General features: G+C 38.9%; 16 protein-coding genes. 10 read left to right on the forward strand and 6 right to left on the reverse strand.

Features of this window, described 5'->3' with window-relative positions; genetic code table 11:
- Nucleotides 1-38: 38 nt before the first annotated feature.
- Together SKC36_RS08330 and ruvB are read right to left on the reverse strand one after the other, a co-directional pair.
- Nucleotides 39-2,138 carry a prolyl oligopeptidase family serine peptidase gene (locus SKC36_RS08330; RefSeq protein ID WP_459465605.1) on the reverse strand — a complete coding sequence of 700 codons (2,100 nt, stop codon included), beginning with the start codon at nt 2,136-2,138 and terminating at the stop codon, nt 39-41.
- 8 nt (nt 2,139-2,146) lie between these two features.
- A complete protein-coding gene (ruvB, locus tag SKC36_RS08335; RefSeq protein WP_459453267.1) occupies nt 2,147-3,172 on the reverse strand; it encodes a Holliday junction branch migration DNA helicase RuvB in 1,026 nt (341 codons plus the stop codon).
- Nucleotides 3,173-3,334: 162 nt separating this feature from the next.
- Between ruvB and SKC36_RS08340 the strand changes: the two genes are divergently transcribed.
- Nucleotides 3,335-4,036: an MIP/aquaporin family protein gene (locus tag SKC36_RS08340; protein ID WP_459453266.1), complete on the forward strand. Its 702-nt coding sequence runs from the start codon at nt 3,335-3,337 to the stop codon at nt 4,034-4,036.
- An 8-nt stretch (nt 4,037-4,044) separates the two neighbouring features.
- On the forward strand, nt 4,045-5,535 hold the full coding sequence (gene glpK / locus SKC36_RS08345; RefSeq protein WP_459453265.1) for a glycerol kinase GlpK: 1,491 nt from the start codon (nt 4,045-4,047) through the stop codon (nt 5,533-5,535).
- On the opposite strand, the gene SKC36_RS08350 is transcribed toward glpK, so the two are convergent.
- Nucleotides 5,532-5,654 (reverse strand): hypothetical protein, encoded by a 123-nt coding sequence (locus tag SKC36_RS08350; RefSeq protein ID WP_262495125.1) that lies wholly within the window; start codon nt 5,652-5,654, stop codon nt 5,532-5,534. The genes glpK and SKC36_RS08350 overlap by 4 nt on opposite strands.
- A gap of 10 nt (nt 5,655-5,664) precedes the next feature.
- Entirely contained in the window at nt 5,665-7,146 is a 1,482-nt protein-coding gene (locus SKC36_RS08355) for a type III PLP-dependent enzyme domain-containing protein (protein ID WP_459453264.1), read from the reverse strand.
- A 69-nt stretch (nt 7,147-7,215) separates the two neighbouring features.
- Here SKC36_RS08355 and SKC36_RS08360 point away from each other — a divergent pair, with 69 nt between their 5' ends.
- Nucleotides 7,216-8,619, forward strand: coding sequence for a UDP-N-acetylmuramate--L-alanine ligase (locus tag SKC36_RS08360; RefSeq protein WP_459465590.1), 1,404 nt, complete (start codon nt 7,216-7,218; stop codon nt 8,617-8,619).
- Here SKC36_RS08360 and SKC36_RS08365 read toward each other — a convergent pair.
- Nucleotides 8,605-9,879: a DUF349 domain-containing protein gene (locus SKC36_RS08365; protein WP_459453262.1), complete on the reverse strand. Its 1,275-nt coding sequence runs from the start codon at nt 9,877-9,879 to the stop codon at nt 8,605-8,607. The two genes, SKC36_RS08360 and SKC36_RS08365, sit on opposite strands and share 15 nt — an antisense overlap.
- 220 nt (nt 9,880-10,099) lie before the next feature.
- Here SKC36_RS08365 and ettA point away from each other — a divergent pair, with 220 nt between their 5' ends.
- The 5 genes from ettA to SKC36_RS08390 are packed head-to-tail and all read left to right on the forward strand — an operon-like array spanning nt 10,100 to nt 15,864.
- Entirely contained in the window at nt 10,100-11,767 is a 1,668-nt protein-coding gene (ettA, locus tag SKC36_RS08370; RefSeq protein WP_459465591.1) for an energy-dependent translational throttle protein EttA, read from the forward strand.
- Entirely contained in the window at nt 11,768-12,139 is a 372-nt protein-coding gene (locus tag SKC36_RS08375; RefSeq protein WP_459453260.1) for a DMT family protein, read from the forward strand.
- Between the two features lie 30 nt (nt 12,140-12,169).
- Nucleotides 12,170-13,129, forward strand: a complete 960-nt coding sequence (locus SKC36_RS08380; protein ID WP_459453259.1) for an AAA family ATPase — start codon at nt 12,170-12,172, stop codon at nt 13,127-13,129.
- Between the two features lie 55 nt (nt 13,130-13,184).
- Nucleotides 13,185-15,395: a glycosyl hydrolase family 28 protein gene (locus SKC36_RS08385; RefSeq protein ID WP_459465592.1), complete on the forward strand. Its 2,211-nt coding sequence runs from the start codon at nt 13,185-13,187 to the stop codon at nt 15,393-15,395.
- A gap of 10 nt (nt 15,396-15,405) precedes the next feature.
- Nucleotides 15,406-15,864: a DUF1569 domain-containing protein gene (locus SKC36_RS08390; RefSeq protein WP_459465593.1), complete on the forward strand. Its 459-nt coding sequence runs from the start codon at nt 15,406-15,408 to the stop codon at nt 15,862-15,864.
- Here SKC36_RS08390 and SKC36_RS08395 read toward each other — a convergent pair whose 3' ends face one another.
- Entirely contained in the window at nt 15,865-16,302 is a 438-nt protein-coding gene (locus tag SKC36_RS08395; protein ID WP_459453256.1) for an Lcl C-terminal domain-containing protein, read from the reverse strand.
- A gap of 444 nt (nt 16,303-16,746) precedes the next feature.
- Here SKC36_RS08395 and SKC36_RS08400 point away from each other — a divergent pair, with 444 nt between their 5' ends.
- Nucleotides 16,747-17,508 (forward strand): hypothetical protein, encoded by a 762-nt coding sequence (locus tag SKC36_RS08400; RefSeq protein ID WP_459453255.1) that lies wholly within the window; start codon nt 16,747-16,749, stop codon nt 17,506-17,508.
- Nucleotides 17,509-17,534: 26 nt separating this feature from the next.
- Complete coding sequence (locus SKC36_RS08405; RefSeq protein WP_459465594.1) at nt 17,535-20,831, forward strand: tetratricopeptide repeat protein; 3,297 nt, start codon at nt 17,535-17,537, stop codon at nt 20,829-20,831.
- Nucleotides 20,832-20,878 lie beyond the last annotated feature (47 nt).

Genomic DNA, 20,878 nt, shown 5'->3' on the forward strand with positions numbered 1-20,878 from the left:
CAACGCTGTCAAGGTTTAAAACCTTGACAGCGTTCATGTTATTTTCCCATATTGTATAGCACAAAGGCATACGAATCCGCCGTAAGTTCAATCAATTTTGCCGTATTTGATGAACCATGTCCACTATTGGTATCGATTCGAATAATCATCGGTTTTGATGAGGTATTTTTCTCTTGCAAAGTTGCAGCATACTTAAATGAATGAGCTGGCACTACCCGATCATCGTGATCTGAGGTAAAGACCATGGTTGCTGGGTAATTCATCTCTTTGATATTATGTAATGGCGAATAGGCATAAAGCGCCTTGAATTCTTCCGGATTATCACTACTACCATAATCAGCTACCCAGTTCCAACCAATGGTGAACTTCTGGAAGCGCAGAATATCCATAACACCTACTCCCGGAAGAGCAGCTGCAAATAAATCTGGTCTTTGGTTAATAACTGCACCAACTAATAAACCCCCATTGGAACGGCCAGATGCTGCCAAATAAGCAGGAGAAGTATATTTCTCACGAATTAAAAATTCCGCGCCAGCTATAAAATCATCAAACACATTTTGTTTCTTCAATTTCATTCCTGCTTCGTGCCACGTTTCCCCATACTCACTACCACCACGTAAATTAGCAACCACATAAATTCCTCCCTTTTCTAACCAAGGGATTAAACTCGCTGAGAAAGCTGGGCTGGAACTAATATTAAATCCGCCATAACCATACAAAATGGTTGGATTTTTACCAGTTAATTCAATTCCTTTTTTACTCACAATAAACATCGGAACTTGAGTGCCATCTTTTGATGGATAGAATTTTTGAACGACGGAATAATCCGACGGATCAAAAGATAGACTTGGTTTACGGAACAGGGTAGACTTATTTTCCGCGATATCATATCGGTAAATCGTTGGAGGAAAATTAAAAGAAGAATAGGTATAAAAAGTAAATTTATCCTCCTTTTCGCCACCAAATCCTCCCGCATTTCCAAGACCAGGTAAGGTAACTGAACCAAGTGCTGACCCTTGGTAATCATAAATCAGCACGCGAGAGCTTACATCTTTAGAATAATTCAAAAACAAGCGTTTACCAACAGTATTCACATCTTGTAATGGCTCTGGCTTTTCTGCCACAATGGTCTTCCAATTTCCCTTGGCTGGATTAGTCGGATCAACACGTACAAGTTTCTTATTAGGAGCTCCCTCATTGGTTTCCATAATCAAGATATCACCATCATTATCCACCACACTGAAATCGTATTTTCCAGGTTCGGCCACTACTGGCTTAAATTTCGTCTCCCTTTTTGAAGCATCTAAAACCCAAAGCGCATTTCCATCCAAACCTTTGCCTCGATCCGAAATCGTTAAAAATGCAAAACGCTCATCATCCGAGGTACTCACCGTGTGGAAGCGTTGTGGATTTTTCGCATCTTCATATATCAATTGATCCTGAGATTGAGACGTCCCCACCTTATGAAACCATACCTGGTGGTTCTCGTTTTTTGTACTTAATTCCTTTCCTTTACCAGGTTCTGGATACCGCGAATAATAAAACCCATCTCCCTTCCAAGCTACTCCACTCACTTTCACCCAACTCAATTCATCAGGCAGATTTTTGCCCGTCTCCATATCACGTACATAAAAGGTTTGCCAGTCACTACCACTCAAGCTTAAACCTACGCAAGCATATTTTCCTGATTTATTCAAGGAAAATACGGTCAAACGAGTAGTTCCGTCTTTGGATAAGCTGTTTGGGTCAATAACTTGCTCAGGTTTTCCTTGAAGGCCTTTTTGACGATAAAGAACGGATTGATTCTGTAAACCTGAATTTTTATAAAAATAAAACCAATCTCCCTTGCGAAATGGAGCTGAAATTTTTTCATAATTACTAAGCGCCTCAATACGCTTTTTGAATTCCTCCCTTAACGGAATTTGGTTTAAATAACCAAAACTTACCTCATTTTGAGCCTTCACCCAAGCTTTTGTTTCTTCACTATTATCGTCTTCAAGCCAGCGATATGGATCCGCAACTTGGGTTCCATGGTAATTATCGATGTGATCGATTTTTTTTGTTTTGGGGTATTTCATTTGGGCAAAAGTAGACACTGAAATTAGTGTCATTACTGCAATTAAGTTTGTTGTTGACATCATGTAATTTAAAATAGAGATCCTGTCTCGGATCTAGGTGCAATCCCCACGTGGCGGTAGGCTTTCTCGGTAGCCTCCCTTCCTCGGGATGTTCTTTTCAAAAATCCTTCCTGAATTAAAAATGGCTCATATACCTCTTCAATGGTCTCAGCCTCTTCTCCACAAGCCGTAGCAATCGTCGTTAAACCCACAGGGCCTCCCTTAAATTTTTCAATGATCGTTAGCAAAATGCGATTATCCATTTCATCTAAACCATTCATATCCACATCCAAAGCCTCTAAGGCGAATTTTGCAATCTCCACATCAATGCTCCCTGTCCCTTTGATTTGAGCAAAATCACGCGTACGTCTAAGTAAATTATTGGCAATACGCGGAGTTCCCCTACTTCTTCTAGCTATTTCAAATGCCCCGCTTTCATCAATGGGCATATTTAAAATGGTTGCCGAGCGTTTTACAATGGTGGTCAATAATTGAGCATCATAATATTCCAATCTCGCATTTATTCCAAACCTTGCGCGCAAAGGCGAAGTAAGCAAACCAGCTCGGGTGGTAGCCCCAATCAAGGTAAAAGGATTCAAACCAATCTGAATACTGCGTGCATTAGGGCCTGAATCCAACATAATATCAATTTTATAATCCTCCATGGCGGAATACAAATACTCCTCCACAATGGGGTTCAGGCGATGAATCTCATCAATAAATAAAACATCATAGGGCTGTAAATTCGTAAGCAAGCCCGCTAAATCAGATGGCTTGTCTAAAACAGGTCCTGAAGAAATTTTCAAAGTTGAGCCTAATTCATTCGCAATGATATGAGAGAGCGTGGTCTTACCCAAACCTGGAGGACCATGCAATAATACGTGATCCAGCGCCTCCTCTCTTGCTTTGGCAGCGCCAACAAATATTTTTAAGTTCTCAACGATCTTCCCTTGACCCGTGAAATCAAAGAAACTCAAAGGCCGTAATGCCTTATCAATTTCCTTTTCCTGCTGAGGTAATGACTCAGAATCTCCCTTCAAATAGTCTTCACGCATAAAACTTGAAAATTTATATTGTTAATCAAAGATAATTTTATGCCCGCAATAAATGAGCATTTGGGTCAAAATTAAATTCGAGAAATAAAATCTAGCTTCACGAAAAAAGCCTATTTATTATAGATAAATTTCATATTTTTGAAGGTATTTAAACCTTAAACAATGAGTTCTATTTTTATTGGAGAATTAGCCGGAACTGCCACCTTGATTTATTTGGGAAATGGTGTAGTGGCTAACGTTTTATTAAAAGGCACCAAAGGACATCAAACAGGCTTACTAGCCATAGCGGCTGCTTGGGCATTTGCTGTTACTATTGGCATATTCGTTTCAACTTATTTTGGTAGCCCGGGGGCTCATTTAAATCCCATAGTTACGATTGCCGGATGTGTCAAAACGGGAGATTGGGCACTCTTTACTACCTACGTAGGTGGGCAAATCTTGGGAGCCATGTTAGGGCAACTATTGGTCTGGCTTCATTACCACCCTCATTACCAGGTAACAGAGGAGGCTGGAGCCATTAAAGCTACTTTTTGTACAGATCCAGCCATCAAAACATGGCCATTCAACTTTATCTCTGAGGCTTTTGCCTCCGCATTAATCATTGTGGCTTTGGGAACATTTTCTACGATTGAACATGGACTTGGACCCTTTTTAGTCGGCATACTTGTTTGGGCAGTTGGTTTAGCTTTAGGAGGTACCACAGGTTATGCTGTCAACCCTGCAAGAGATTTAGGTCCTCGTATCATGCATTTCATTTTACCCATTCCCAATAAAGGAAAAAGCGATTGGGAATATGCTTGGATTCCTGTATTAGGACCTTCGGCGGGCGCTTTGATTGGCGCATATTTACTGACATTAAACTAATTTTTCCCATGTATATCGGATCCATTGACCAAGGAACAACAAGTTCTAGATTTATTATTTTCAACAAAGGTGGAGAAATCATCTCCATGGGCCAGAAGGAACATGAGCAAATTTATCCGCAAGCAGGCTGGGTAGAACATAATGCCGAAGAAATTTGGCAAAATGTACAAGAGGTCATTGGGCTAGCACTGGGTAAAGCCGGTTTATCTGCCCGAGATATTGCCGCTGTTGGAATTACAAATCAACGAGAGACTACGGTCGTTTGGAATAAAAAAACAGGAAAACCCTACCATAACGCCTTGGTTTGGCAAGATACCCGCGTCGGATCTGAATTAGCAGAGCTTGCCCAAGAAGGTGGAATGGATCGCTTCCGGGCTAAAACAGGATTGCCCTTAGCCACCTATTTCAGCGGTCTAAAATTACGTTGGTTACTGAATCATGTACCTGGCTTAAGGGAGGATGCGCTAAAAGGAGATGCCCTGTTTGGCACCATGGATTCCTATATATCTTGGCAATTAACGGGTGGAGTAGAAGGGGGAATTCACATTACCGATGTGACCAATGCTAGTAGAACCCAATTAATGGACTTATCCACTTGCGCATGGGATGATGAAATATTGGAAGTTTTACATATTCCCAAAGCTATGCTTCCTGAAATTAAAGCTAGTTCCCAAGTATATGGAAACGCCAAAGGAGTTTTAGATGGAGTACCTTTAGCTGGCATTTTAGGTGACCAACAAGCTGCCTTGGTTGGCCAAACTTGTTTTAATCCTGGTCAAGGAAAAAACACCTATGGGACAGGATGTTTTCTTTTGATGAACACAGGTCAACAAGCCATTCCTTCACAATTTGGTTTATTAACTACGGTAGCTTATCAATTGGGTAACGAACCAGTGCATTATGCACTGGAAGGCTCCGTTGCCATTGCTGGCTCACTGGTTCAATGGTTACGAGATAATTTAGGCCTAATACAAAATAGCCCTGATATTGAAAATCTTGCTAGGGAGGTGGAAGACAATGGAGGCTGCTATTTTGTGCCAGCTTTTTCTGGACTTTATGCTCCATATTGGAAACAAGATGCCCGTGGCGTTTTGGTTGGCCTAACCAGCTATGTCAATAAAAGCCATATTGCTCGAGCGGCCTTAGAAGCCACCGCTTTTCAAACATGGGAAGTATTAGAAGCCATGGAAAAAGATGCTGGTATTCCGATTACTTCCTTACGGGTAGACGGCGGCATGGTAGTTAATGAATTATTGATGCAATTCCAATCTGATATCCTGGGACAAGAAGTCATTTGCCCTAAAATTATTGAAACTACAGCCTTGGGTGCAGCCTATGCGGCCGGTCTTGCCGTTGGATATTGGGAAAACTTGGAGGATCTGAAGAAAAATTGGGCCATCCAACATCGCTGGAATTCCCAAATGGATGACAGCCTACGATCCCATATGAAAAAACAATGGAAGAAAGCTGTATCTAAAAGTTTCAACTGGGAGGATTAACCTCTTTTCACTTTCGGGGCATCAGCACGGGTAGTACCGTAAGCTGGACAATTGGTATTTTGTGAACAAGCTGCACATACAAAAGTGGCAAGCAACACGATGGCCAATACTTTTTTCATATAATTAGTTTTAAACAGATGCTAATTTAGTTTTTGCTTTTATCTCAAGCTCTATTTTCGTATTTAATTCTTCCTCTGAGGTAAGCGTGTTTGGTTGGTTATAACCCAAAATATTCAACATGGAACTACTATTTTGCTCCTCAGAAAACAAACGGGTTGTCACCGTTCCATCTTCTAAACGATCAATAATCACATGCTTAGGCGCAGGAATCAAACAATGTTGAATACCTCCATAACCTCCTAAGGACTCTTGGTAAGCTCCTGTGTGAAAAAAGCCAACGTACTGTCGCTCAGTCGCTTCCTCAAAAATAGGTAAATATAAATCAGAACTATGCGCTTCCGTATTATAAAAATCCATGGAATCACATGTCAAGCCTCCTAAATTCACTTTTTGGTAGGGAGAGCCCCAATTATTAACCGGTAACATGATGTACTTTTGGTTCATTCCCCATGAATCAGGTAACTGAGTGATGAAAGAACCGTCAATCATATACCAAAGCTCTTTATCATTTTGCAATTTTTGATCTATAATCTCATACAAAACGGCCCCACTCTCTCCTACTGAATACGAACCAAATTCCGTAAAAATATTAGGAACAGGCACATTGTTTTTATTACAAATCCAGGAGATAGATTCTACTATCTCATCAACCATGGCTTGGTAATCGTAATTAAATTGCAATGAAGTTTGAATCGGCAGGCCTCCTCCTAAATCAATGGAATCCAATTCTGGGCAAATCTTTTTAATCTCACAATACTTGTAAATAAAGCGACTCAACTCCGACCAATAATAGGCACTATCTTTAATACCTGTATTGATGAAGAAATGTAACATCTTCAAATTAAAACGTGGATTCGGCTTGATTTTATCTAAATAAAGTGAATTCACATCAGAATAACGTACACCTAAACGAGAAGTATAAAAGGCAAAATCCGGTTCCTCATCAGTAGCAATACGTATGGCCAAATTAACTTTGTCTGCCGTAACGGATTTCTCGTAAAAATCAATTTCCTTTAAATTATCTAATATTGGAATACAATTGAAGCCTTCATTGATAAACTCTGAAATGTATTGAGTATACAAAGGCTGCTTATATCCATTGCATAAAATATAAGTCGATTTAGAAATTTTCCCACGCTCATACATATCCCGAATAATGGGTATATCAAAAGCACTGCTCGTTTCTAAATGAACATGCTGTTTAATGACCTCATCCAATACAAAGGAAAAATGGGAGGATTTAGTACAATAACAATAGGTGTAATTTCCCTTGTAATTGTATTTCTTGATGGCATTTCTAAACAATAATTTGGCATTATCGATATGCTCCCCAATCTTGGGTAAATAGGATAATTTTAATGGTGTACCATATTGTTTAATGATCTCCATCAAAGGGACATTATTAAACAATAACTCATTGTTCTCATTGATATTGAATTCCCGAGTAGGAAATTCAATGGTTTGATCAATTAGATCGATGTAATTTTTCATGGATACTTACCAAATTAAAAAACGAGTACTCTCGAATTGTGGAAAAACGTGCAAAACTGCAATAAAAGTATGTACTTTGCAAACTATTCTATACAATGTTACATACCAAAAATTCATTTTATCGCTATAGGTGGTGCGGCGATGCATAATCTAGCCTTAGCACTTCAGGTTCAAGGTTATAAAATTTCAGGTTCAGATGATGAAATCTACGAACCATCGAAAAGCTTGCTAGAGAAACACGGCATTTTGCCTGAAAGTTTTGGTTGGTTTCCAGAAAAAATACAAAGCGATTTAGATTGTGTCATTGTAGGCATGCACGCCCGTGCTGATAATCCCGAATTACTCAAAGCTCAAGAATTAGGAATTCGTATAGAATCTTACCCTTCATTCTTGTTTGAACATAGTAAAAATAAACAGCGCATTGTCATAGCTGGAAGTCATGGAAAAACCAGCATTACTTCCATGGTATTACATGTTCTTAAGACACTCCATAAAAAATTTGATTACCTAGTTGGAGCCAAAATTGAGGGATTTGACTTAATGGCCTCATTATCCGACGCACCGATAATTGTCATTGAAGGAGATGAATATTTGGCCTCCCCCATCGACAGAAGAGCTAAATTTTTATTGTACCAAGCTCATATTGCGTTAATTTCTGGGATCGCTTGGGATCATATCAATGTGTATCCCACTTTTGAATCCTATACAGCTTCTTTCGAAGAATTAATTAAATCCATGCCCAAAGCAGGCAGTCTATTCTACGATCAAAAAGATAGAACCTTAGAACAATTAACGGACTCTTGCCCAGACCACACGGAAAAAACAGGCTATGAAGCACATCCATCTTATATTAAAAATGGACTAACCATTTTAAAAGGTTTAGATGGGAAAGAATATGAAATTCAAATTTTTGGTGAGCATAGTTTAAAAAACCTGAATGGCGCTCGTTTACTTTGTGAACAAGTAGGTATTTCTACCAGCGATTTTTATTTAGCAATTCAGTCATTCAAAGGCGCTGCTAAACGCCTGGAGCTGGTTGGCAAGTCCGACTCCACTTTATTTTACAAAGATTTTGCTCATGCCCCTTCTAAGGTAAAAGCTACCACAGAAGCACTTAAAAGCCAATATCCCCAAAGAAAGCTGATTGCTTGTCTTGAATTACATACTTTCAGCAGTTTAAATCCTGCCTTTCTGCCTCATTATTCCAAGACATTAGATGCAGCAGATGCTGCTGTCATCTATTTAAGTGAGCATGCACGGGAGATAAAAAAAATGGAGCGAATGGAAGATGATCAGGTACAACCCTATTTTCAACACCCGAATTTGATTATTCTAAGAGATCCGGCCGCCATGAAAGCTTACCTAGCACAGCAAACTTGGAACCAATGTAACCTGTTAATGATGTCCTCAGGTACATTTGATGGGCTAGATTTTTCAGGTTTAGCCCATCAAATGGGATTAAGCATTGAGTAATTGATCCAATTCTGTTTTAAAACCGGTTAAAAGAATTTCCTTCATACTGATTTTACGCTTTTGCGTATTAATCTTACTTTGTATCGGTTTTTCTTCCATTTGGCGATCCTGTTCGGCTTGGGCGATAAAGCTTTCCAATTCACTGCGCTCTTTCTTTGTCATGTAATCCATTTGATTAATCATGATTTTCAATTGCTCAATTCTTGGTTTATCGTTTAAAGCAGGATGACGGTAAGAAATAACCCTCAATAAATAATTCATCTCAAAAATCTTATCGCAAATGGTTCTGAAACGTTCTGCCAAACTACGATCCAAGGATTTCATTTGTGCTGTAATTTCTTTCCACTTCACTAAATAAGCTTTCGCTTTATCTGCCGTAGCAGGCATATTTACCTGATCTCCCAATTTGGATTCTAGCTCCTGGGTCATCGCCATTAGCTCTTGAACGCGAGGGTCAATACGAGGTTTAACCTCAATACCTTTAATTCGATTGTACTTTTCAAAAAACATATCGTTTGCCTTTTTGAAATTCTTCCAAAGCATCGATTGTTTTTTCGGAGGTAAACCTAATACGGTTTTCCACTCCTTTTGTAATTCTTTTACCTTACCCACAGAATCATCAATATCGGGTGCTTTTCTCAATTGATGCACCCCATCAATAAATCCTTGTAATTTGGCTATTTTCTCATCTATGATTCGATTCTTCTCTTCAAAATACACCCTTCTTCGTAAGAAAAATGCCTCTAAAATTGCTTGAAAAGAATTCGTTAATTCGTCTTGATATTGGCGATCTACCGGCCCGGTTTTAACCCATTTGGATTTTATTTCTACCAATTGCTCCGTAGCCACTAAAACATCTTCCCCGTGAGCAGCATTTTTTGCGTCTTCTATTAGAGCGCGTTTAATCTCTAAATTCTTAACCTGATTTTGTTGAATCAATGAGCGTAAAAACTCTTCAATTCTATCCAACTCATCAAATAATGGTTTAAAATCACCTAGGCCATCAAACTCAGACAAATAAGCCTTCATTTGAACTACTTTTGTCAAAAATGAACCTTTGTTTTGGACTTCCTTGACTTCGTTGGATAAATCCGCGACTTTTTTCTTGGCTAATTCAAAACGGTTGACAAAATACTGCAATGCTTCTTGTTCCGTATTACGAACAAAACCAATCTCACGCTCGGGAAAGTTAAGAAATGCTTTGATATAGACTTTGCCATCTCGACAAAATCCAAATTCATTGGAGGTGGTTGCTTCCATCTTTTTTGATATAAGAGAGCTTCAAGCAAATGCCCTGGCTCAAAAATTAGGTGTGGTTTAAATAATCTTTTTTACAAAGCCCTAAATTATTTAAATTTTAATAAATCTCTAAACATTTTGGATTAATAATCTTTTTAAAAATCACTAAAACAAAAAATAATCCGGAAACAGTTTCCGGCTTTTTACGATATTTGCATCTTATTAAAATTCCAAACGCCGCATGAGCAACGAAACAATCATATTTTCGATGGAAAGGGTCTCTAAGACCATCCCTCCACAGAAAACTATTTTAAAAAATATTTACCTGTCATTCTTTTACGGAGCCAAAATTGGAGTCCTGGGTCTTAATGGTTCCGGAAAATCAACTTTGCTACGCATCATTGCAGGAATCGATAAATCATACACAGGCGAAGTTGTTTTTTCTCCAGGTTATACCGTGGGTTTGCTGGAGCAAGAACCCCAACTTGATCCCAATAAAACTGTGTTAGATGTGGTGGAAGAAGGGGTAGCTGAAATCAAAAACCTTTTGAGAGAATTTGATGAAATCAATGAAGCTTTTGGTGATCCGGATGCTGATTTTGACAAATTACTTTCCCGACAAGGTGAAGTACAAGAAAAATTAGATCACTTCAATGCCTGGGAACTGGACAATCGTTTAGAAAAAGCAATGGATGCTTTGCGTTGTCCTCCGTCCGATGCGCTCATTAGTACTTTATCTGGAGGAGAAAAAAGACGTGTTGCTCTTTGCCGATTATTATTACAAGAACCCGATGTTCTATTGTTGGACGAGCCTACCAACCACTTAGATGCTGAATCCGTTTGGTGGTTAGAAGAACATTTACGCCAATACAAAGGAACGGTGATTGCCGTTACCCACGACCGTTATTTCTTAGACAATGTGGCAGGATGGATTCTAGAACTTGACCGTGGTGAAGGGATTCCTTGGAAAGGAAATTATTCCTCATGGTTGGAGCAAAAGCAAAACCGTTTGGCTCAAGAAGAAAAAACTGAGTCTCGTCGACAGAAGACTTTACAGCGTGAGTTGGAATGGGTAAGAATGGCCCCAAAGGCTCGTCAAGCTAAATCAAAAGCACGTATTGGGGCCTATGAAAAGCTCCTTTCGGAAGAAAATAAACAAAAAGAAGACAAATTAGAGATCTACATTCCCGCAGGTCCACGTTTAGGAAATAAAGTGATTGAGGTACAAGGTGTTTCCAAATCGTATGGTGATAAGTTACTTTTTGAAAATCTAAGTTTTTCCTTGCCTCCTGCAGGAATTGTCGGCATAATTGGCCCCAATGGTGCGGGTAAAACCACCCTGTTTAAATTAATCACTGGTCAGGTACAACCCGACTCTGGTAGTTTTGAAGTGGGGGAAACTGTTCAACTGGCCTATGTGGACCAAGAGCACCATCAATTAAAAGCAGAAAAATCAGTATTTGAAACGATCTCTGATGGAAACGATTGGGTCATGTTAGGTGGAAAGCAAAGCAATGCCCGCGCCTATGTGAGTAAATTCAACTTCAATGGGGCTGATCAAGAGAAAAAAATTGGCAACCTTTCGGGGGGAGAGCGAAACAGAGTGCACCTTTCTATGATGTTAAAAGAAGGAGCCAACGTTTTATTGCTGGATGAACCTACCAACGATTTGGATGTAAATACGCTTCGAGCACTCGAGGAAGGTTTAGAAAATTTTGCAGGATGCGCAGTTGTCATTTCCCACGATAGATGGTTCCTTGACCGAATTGCAACGCATATTTTAGCCTTTGAAGGTGATTCCCAAGTTACTTGGTTTGAGGGCAATTATTCCGAGTACGAAGAAGCTAGAAAGAAACGTTTGGGCAATGACATCATTCCTAAACGAATCCGATATAAAAAATTAAATTAAATGAGAGCTGGCATTACCGTGGCATTGCTCGTTCTATCCAACGTCTTTATGACCTTGGCGTGGTATGGGCATTTGCAATGGAAAGAAAGTTCCTGGCTGAAACATGCAGGAATTTGTACCATCATACTATTCAGCTGGGGACTCGCTTTTTTTGAATATGCCATACAAGTACCTGCCAATCGACTAGGATTTAAGGAAAATGGAGGGCCATTCTCTTTTTTTGAATTAAAGACTATTCAAGAGGCCATTTCCCTCATAGTCTTCACCCTTTTTCTTATTTTCGTGGTGAAGTCTGAAAAACTAGCCTGGAATCATTTCTTAGGTTTTGGCCTAATACTTCTGGCGGTTTATGTTATTTTTAAAAAATGGTAAACCCCAAAGGGATAAAAAACGATTGATACGATGGATTCTAGAGAAAAAATAAATGCCCTTTTACATGAGATGAGTAAGGTGGTAGTAGGGCAAGAAAGGTTGATAAATCGACTTTTAGTGGGTCTATTTACCGGTGGACACGTGCTCTTAGAAGGGGTACCTGGATTAGCCAAAACATTAACCATCAACACCCTAGCAAAAATCCTTGATCTCCATTTTCATCGCATCCAGTTTACGCCAGATCTATTACCAGCTGATTTGGTAGGAACCATGATTTATAATCCCTTAAAAAATGAGTTTGAAGTAAAAAAAGGACCCATTTTTGCTCAAATCATTTTAGCCGACGAAATAAACCGTGCTCCTGCCAAAGTGCAATCAGCCTTGTTAGAAGCCATGGCTGAAAAACAAGTAACGATTGGCGATACTACCTATCCATTAGATAAGCCCTTTTTAGTTTTAGCCACTCAAAACCCTGTTGAACAAGAAGGAACTTTTCCTCTTCCAGAAGCGCAAGTGGACCGCTTTATGCTTAAGGTATTCTTGAATTATTTAGATAAAGAACAAGAATTAGAGGTAATGCGGAAAATGTCCAACATGGACTTTGAATATGAGGTAAAGACCATCATGAATTTGGAAGATATTCAGAAAATCAGGAAGGAAATCAACCAAATCACCATCAGTGAAACCTTAGAAAAATACATCATTGAATTAATCTTTGCCACACGTAATCCTGCCGAATATGGATTAGTTCAAGAGGCGAATTACATTCAGTTTGGCGCATCACCCAGAGCCAGCATACACCTCAATCTAGCCGCAAAAGTAATGGCTTACCTAGAAGGACGCGACTATGTTTTACCAGAAGACATCAAAGAAATGGCGCCAGATGTATTGAATCACCGCATCATCCTCAATTATGTGGCAGAAGCAGATGGCATAAGCACCCTTCAAATTATCCAATCTATTTTAAGTAGTGTGGCTATAAATCGCTAGGTAACGGGTAAATTTTATTGACATTCCCCTTTTAAAGTCAATGAAATCCGAATACATGAAAACTCGCCTAGCATTTCTTTTGCTTAGTATTGCCTTATTTAGTTTCCAAACCGCTGAACCTCTGCGTGTTTTTCTCATTGGTGATTCTACCATGGCAGATAAAGTCCCTGCCGATTATCCAGAAACTGGCTGGGGAATGCCTTTCGCTCACTTATTTAACGAGGCCGTAGAAGTACAAAACCATGCCTATAATGGTCGGAGCACCAAAAGTTTCCGAAAAGAAGGAAGGTGGGCTAAAGTCTTTCAACAAATCAAAAAAGGTGATTATGTTTTCATTCAATTTGGGCATAATGATGCCAAAATATCCGATACCAGTAGATATGCTGCGGCGCAAACTGATTACCGGGAAAATATCACTCGGTATGTCAAAGAAACTCGATCCAAAGGAGGGATTCCCGTTTTATTAACTTCCATCCAAAGGCGTAAATTTGATTCCGCAGGGGCCTTTGTGGATCAGCACGGCGAATACCCGCAAGTAGTCAGAGAAGTAGCTAAACAAGAAAAAGTCCTCCTGATCGACTTAGAAAAAATCAGTAGGGCACAAATTGAAAAATTAGGCCCCGACTTATCTAAAAAAATATACCTGCATTATCCTGCCGGAATCTTCAAAAAATTCATGAAAGGAGTCTCAGATGACACTCACTTTTCAGTTTACGGAGCCTCTTGGATGGCACAAGCAGTAGCTTCAGCCATATTTGATTCCAATGAAGCGCTCAGAAGCTTTCTCAAAAAATCAGCCTTCAGCCAAAAATACCAATATGAAATACCCTTAGTAGCGGGCACAGCATTTAAATTAGATACTTTTTCCATCGTTCGCTATGGGGCTATTTCTTCTCCAAGTCAACTTAATACCACTGCTATTCAACAAGCCATAGATGTTTGTCATGAGCAGGGTGGTGGAGTGGTTCATCTACCAGCTGGATTTTGGCTTAGTGGCCCGATTATTTTAAAATCAAATGTCAATTTACACTTAGCTTCTGGTGCCTTATTACAATTTAGCCGCCAAAGTAAAGACTATCCACTGGTGAAAACATCTTGGGAAGGAGTAGAAGCCATTCGTGCGCAATCTCCCATTTCAGCCTTTCATGCTACGAATATTGCCATCACTGGGCATGGAATAATCGATGGGGCTGGTGAAGCCTGGCGACCTGTCAAAAAGGGTAAATTAACAGCTGGTGAATGGGCTGAATTAGTCAAATCAGGAGGTGTCTTAAACGACACAAAAGATACTTGGTACCCAACTTCCCGAGCTTTAAAGGCCGCCAAAATGGACCGTGCAGGTGTGGTAGCTGCGGGTTGGACCATCGAAAAGTCAGAGGAAATCAAAGAGTTTTTGAGACCCAATATGATTAGCCTGATTGAATGTGAACAAATCTTATTGCAAGGTGTCAGCTTTCAAAACTCCCCTGCTTGGAATATCCATCCATTACTTTGTAAGCACCTAACAGTCAACGAAATAAAAGTTAAAAATCCATGGTTTGCTCAAAATGGAGATGGGATAGATATTGAATCATGTGAATATGTCTTGGTTAAAAATAGCAGTTTTGATGTAGGTGATGATGGTATTTGCCTCAAATCGGGTAAAGACGAAGAAGGGAGAAAAAGGGCTAGGCCTAGTGCACATATTTGGATTGACCAGTGCCAAGTATTTCACGGGCACGGAGGCGTGGTGGTAGGCAGTGAAATGTCTGGAGGAGTTCATGATTTATATGTTTCCAACTGTCAATTTTTAGGTACAGATGTGGGACTTCGTTTCAAAACAGCTAGAGGAAGGGGTGGCATTGTGGAAAATGTGTACATTCGAGATATTCTGATGAAAAATATTGCTGGAGAAGCTATTCTCTTTGACATGTATTATCAAGGTAAAGATCCACTAAGCACTTTTGGCAATGGGGAAGAAAAACCCGTCATTGCTAGTATGCCAGTCAATGAAGGAACTCCTCAGTTTAAATCCATTTGGGCAGAACGCATACGTGTAAAAGGTGCTCAGACAGGCCTTCTGATTCGCGGATTACCCGAAATGCCCATCAGGCAAATCAAATTGCAGGATGTACAAATCGAATGCGATCAAGCCTACCGGGCAATTGAGGCTGATGACATTGATTTAGAGCAAGTTATATTCTCCAAAACAAAAGACATCAAAAGTGAACTTTACCACGTAAAGCATTGGAAATTTGCGGGCAAAGAGCTAACATTAGTACCTTAAAAGAACCATTATGCCCTTGCCATCTATTTTTAAATCAGAAACAAGCAAACAATTACTTGCTAGAATTGATGCATTAAAGCCTGACTCCAAGGCCCTATGGGGAAAAATGAACGTGGCTCAAATGTTGGCTCATTTATGCGTTCCATATGAACAAATCAAAGGGGAAAACACAGAGCAAGTTCCTTGGTACCTTAAATTATTCTTGAAATTATTTCTAAAGAACCTCTTAACCAATGAGGCACCTTACCTAAAAAATGCCCGCACGGCTCCATCATTCCTCAAGGTGAATGAGCACGATTTCGAAATAGAAAAAAACCGTTTAAAGACCTACATCCTAGAGATTGAAAGAATGGGTGCGCAAGAACTGTGTCAACGACCTTCTCTTAGTTTAGGAATACTCAATGAAACCGAGTGGAACAATATGCTTTACAAGCATTTAGACCATCACTTACGACAGTTTGGAGTATAATTAAAAAGTCCTGACCGCTAAAACTCGCATACTTAGACGTTTAAAATAGTTAGTTTGCATGCCCGTGTTCAAATTATGAGTCACGGCATGTTCTTTATCTATTTCTGTGGAAGTCCAGTACCAAGCAGATTTGAACACATTATTGGACTTCATTTTTTTAAGATTCAACTTTTGATGAATTAATTCAAATTCCTCCTGCGTGGGTAATCGCCAATCATCAAAACCGTTTAAGTTGAGATTTTCACAGGCGATGAGCGCATTAGGATAATCAAATTGTCCGATATCCTTGGTCGTGGCAATCAAACCATGGTTATCTTTTTCAAAAATCACATAACCTCCCAATTTTTCCTGAGGGGCTTTTATCGTAGCCCTTTGACCTAAGGAAATAAAAGCAGCACTACAAATGAATAATACGATGGCAAAAAATTTCACTAGCATAAATTGATAATTCCATTTCAAAGTTCTGAAATTATTCCTACAATCATTTCATTTAGGCTCTAATTTGAATGTTTTTATTCCTAGAACTTACCCGACATAATACCCTAGGCTGTGCTAAATTTAGGTCCATTGGTCTATTCATCTTGCAAATAAGGGCAAAAAGCCGTATTTTGAAGTAATTTTACTTTGAACTTAACAAAAACCAATTTAACCATTACCTAGCATATTCCTGCCTACGAAAATTTAATTCAGGAATACTACCATGGAGTGCTTTTTCTCTGCGGGGCAAATGGGTAAATGTTCCTATCATAGAACTGAGAAATTCATCATTTCTCCTGAACATGATACCACAAAAGTGTCAAAGGAAATATGTCAAGGATGAATCGTTTTATTTCATAAAATGAAAAAATAAGCTCCTTGCACAATTTGTTAGCCAGATTAATTATGTCAATCCATATAGAAGAACATACTACTTTAGATGAAATCGTATTTCAGAATAGAAATCAAGAATACGGCGCATTTCAATTAAGGGCTATTTATCCTTCTACTTTAAATAAATCAGCTCTAAAAGGATCCCTCCTTTTTACCCTGGTTATCGTATTGATGTTTTGTTACCATATCTGGGAGGATGCTCAGTCCCAGAAAACAGATGTAGGCAAAGAGGTGATGGCAGAAGTAATGCGATTAGCTCCTCCCCCTCCAGTAAAAAAACAGGATGAGTTAGCTCCACCTCCGCCCAAAGAAATTCCAAAAGTTACCACAACTAAGTTTTTACCCCCAGAAATTAGACCCGATGATGACCCTGAGCCAGTAGTTAGGCCTCCAGAGCAAGATAAAATCAAAGGTAATCCAGGAAGAGTGGATGCCATAGGAGATGTTACGGAGGGGCAAGCAGACGGAGCAGAGATAGAAGCAGAACCTCCGGCCATAGCTTACCCATTCAATAATGGGGTTTGGGAGTGGCCCAGCGGAAAAAGCCTACAAAGTCTGATTCCGGTAGGCTCCACCGCTTGCTCTGTTGACTTTAGAATCAAAATTAAAGCGGATGGAACGGTGAAAGAAATTCAGACCAACAGTGATTGCGAAAGTAATGTGGAGGGAATTCTCACAAATTATTTTAAGAACCATCGTTTTGTATTACAAAACTCCAAAAAAGTGGGAATCGGTGCGGCAGTGACTTCAAAAAAAGAGTACATTTTGAATTAAAGCAAGATTCCCTATTGAAAATTGACATGATGACGGCCAATAAATCAGCCCATTTTTACACACCTATTTACCTATTCTTCTTCATTTTGGGAATAGGTCTTCTGATGACGCTACCGGGTTTTTCACAAGACTCCAACATCAATAAAAGCCCAGCAGAGCAATTTAGAGTAGCCAAAGATTATTACAATGCCGCCAATTACGCAGCGGCTAGAATGGAATTTTCTTTGTTCTTGGAGAAAAATGCCAAAGATTTCGATCGTAATTCCAATGAAATTGTTGATGCAGAATTCTTTATCGTATTATGTGATTTTTACATCAACACCACGCGAGCCAAGGTGGCAGTGGAACGTTTTATTGCCAACCATCCTTCAAGTTTAAAAACATCTATTTTGGTTAAGGAAATTGGGAGCTTTCTCTATAAAGCAGGTCAATACCAAGATGCAATTCAATACATAGAACAACGGGTATCCATCTTAGATCCTGAAATACGATTTCAATTAGCGATTTGCTATTTACAGGTGGGCTTAAATACCAAAGCGCTGAGCTTGTTTGAATTATTGAGTAATGATGACAATGAATCTGTGGCCTACGCAGCCTCCTATTATTCGGGATTATTGAAGTTAAATCAAAAACAATTTTCTTCGGCCATTTTTGATCTAAAAAAGGCGGACGAAGCCCCTTTTCAATTAGCTCAAATTCCCCTTTCTGATTCGGTTTGGGTCAGAATTAAAAGACAAATTCCCACCATGATTACCCAGGCCTATTACCAAATGGGTCCTGAAAAATACGCTGATTTAATTGCTTACGCGGAGCCAATTGTACTAAACGACCGTAGAGAGGTAGAGAAATCTGATATCGCTAGGTTGTTAGGGGACATCTATTTTAACCAAGGAAAATTCAGCAAGTCGGCTGAAATTTATGCCAAATATTTAGTGATTAATGAAAACAAAAAAACGGTGTTGCAAAGTAACACCGAGGATATTCCGCTGAAACAGGCCTTTTCATTCTTCAAATCTGGGCAGTATCAAGCCAGTGAAAATTTACTCAACAAAATTATTGGAAATGAAAACTTGACTGATTCTTTAAGTCAATTAATTCACTATCAAATAGGGATGTCTCAATTTCATCTCAAAAACTATACTGCAGCAGCTTCTTCCTTAGAAAAAGCCATCCAAGTTAATTGGAATAAATCTTTGTCAGAAGATGCCTCTTTCAACTTATTGGTAAGCTTGGAAAACCAAGGGTCTTTTGATGCCTTGTTAGGTAAAATAAAGGAATTTGTTCGTCAATATCCTCAAAGCAAGCACCTGGTACCGCTAAATACCATGATTGTTCATGCCATCAGCGAATGTAGCAAAGAAGGCACTGGCATTTACCAAGTCAAGGAATTTTTCACCTTTAATATTTTTGCTACCGAAGAATTTAAAAAAGCCTATCAAGAGAGAGCCTATGCCCTAGCCATTGAACTTTTTGATCGCCAAGACAATCTCGCTCATGTCGATCAAATCCTGGGGTTAATCGAAGAAGTAAAAGCATTTCCATTCAACCCTCAATTGGTCTTTTTAGCCAAGGTTTTACAAGGTGAAACCTATGGTATTTTAGGCAAAGCTTACCTTCAAAAGAAAAAGTCTCCCCTAAATAAAGAGGAAGAAAAAGTGTACCAATACTATTTAAACCAACTTATTGATATTTATTCCTCCATTCATCAAATCCCTGTACCGAAAAATCCAGGAAGAGAATTGGCTTTGGATAGCTTAGCGCTAAAATTTCAACTAAAATCAGCCTTGTTAAATACCTTGATTGATTTAAATCAACAAAGACCGACACAGTTAGCTTTGGCAGAGGAATTGTTTAACTCCCCATTAGCAGATGCATCTACCCGAAAAAAGGTGATTGAAGTATGGAAATACAATTCGACCAAAGAGGCATCTGAATACCAAGAAAATAATATTCTTGCTCAAACCATCGGCTTGTTGGAAATCGCCTATAACAAAGGGAGCACTTCAGAAAAAGAAAATTATTTGTGGGATAAAATCAAAATCCTAGAAAAGCTTCGTAGATACGAAGATGTAAGTGATTTATATGGGAAATTTTTAAAAGAATTCCCCAATTCCATCCATAAGGAAACGGCTACCTTGAATCAATGGATTAGTTTATATCAAAAAGGAGGCCGTGAAAATTTAATTCAAGCCATAAAGGGCTTCTCAGATATTATAGGAAAAAATCCACCTACTGCCCTAAACTATAAAAGAGCTCTGGATTTTAGGTCGCAGACATATGATAAGCTATCCATCCTATCCCAGGGTGAAGAACTCATGAACTTTGGACGATTAGCCATTCAGGATAAAGAGGAGCAATTGGGTAGTAGCCAGGGAGACACCATCCGAGTGAGTGTGGTAAATAAGCTTAAAAACATTTACAAAAGATTAAATCTTGAGGTAGAATGGGTGAAAAAGCATTACCAGGAATATGGAAGCGAGGAGAAGTTTTGGGAAGATTGCATGGAAATTTACCAAAGTAAACGCTGGGATATAGCCCGAACTACCCTTTTAGAATTTCAAAAAATCTATCCTAATTCGAAGAATAGTAATACCCTTTTAAAAAATCTAGCTGCTAGCTCAGATAGCTTACATGATTATCCAAAGGCTATTGAATTTTATCAACAAATTATCAGCAAAAAAGATAAATTTAAAACAACGGAGGTTATTAATGCAGCGAAAAGAACGGGGGAATTAGCCCTGACAAATAAGCAAATAGATGTGGCGATTCATTCTTTTCAGTTTATCAAGTCGTATACTAAAGTTAGTCGTTATCAGAAATTAGCCAATGAAAATTTAGTTCAAATCTATTTAAAATCGAAGCAATTGGATTCCTTGTATCAATTAACATCCACCTGGGATGACTTGTATGAAGTGGATGAGAAAAATGAATTCTATCAAAAATATGTACAAATTTCAGAAGAAGCCCAACAGCCTGAATTAGTTAAAAAATGGTTACAAAGAATCAGTGTTAATAACCATTTAAGCCCGATTGTTCAACAGATTGTAATAGGTGCTGAAGCTGAATTGAAATATGCTCAGCTCTTATACCAAGAAAAGAAACACGCTGAATTGGATGAACTATTAGACAAAACCTTGATTCGGAAAGTGGTTCCGACAAACATTCGGACCAAAAAAACCTATTTCAGAGGGCTATTATTATATGCTGACAATTTAATGGCCATAGATCAAAAAGATAAAGCCATGGGATATTATATGGCATTAGCCAAAAATATGACCAAAGAAAATGATGTAAGAAATTTAGCCAAGAGTCGATTAAAATAGATGAAAACCAGCACGAGAAATTCATACTTCCGATATATTCTTCTTAT

Source organism: Aquirufa sp. OSTEICH-129A (assembly GCF_054558355.1).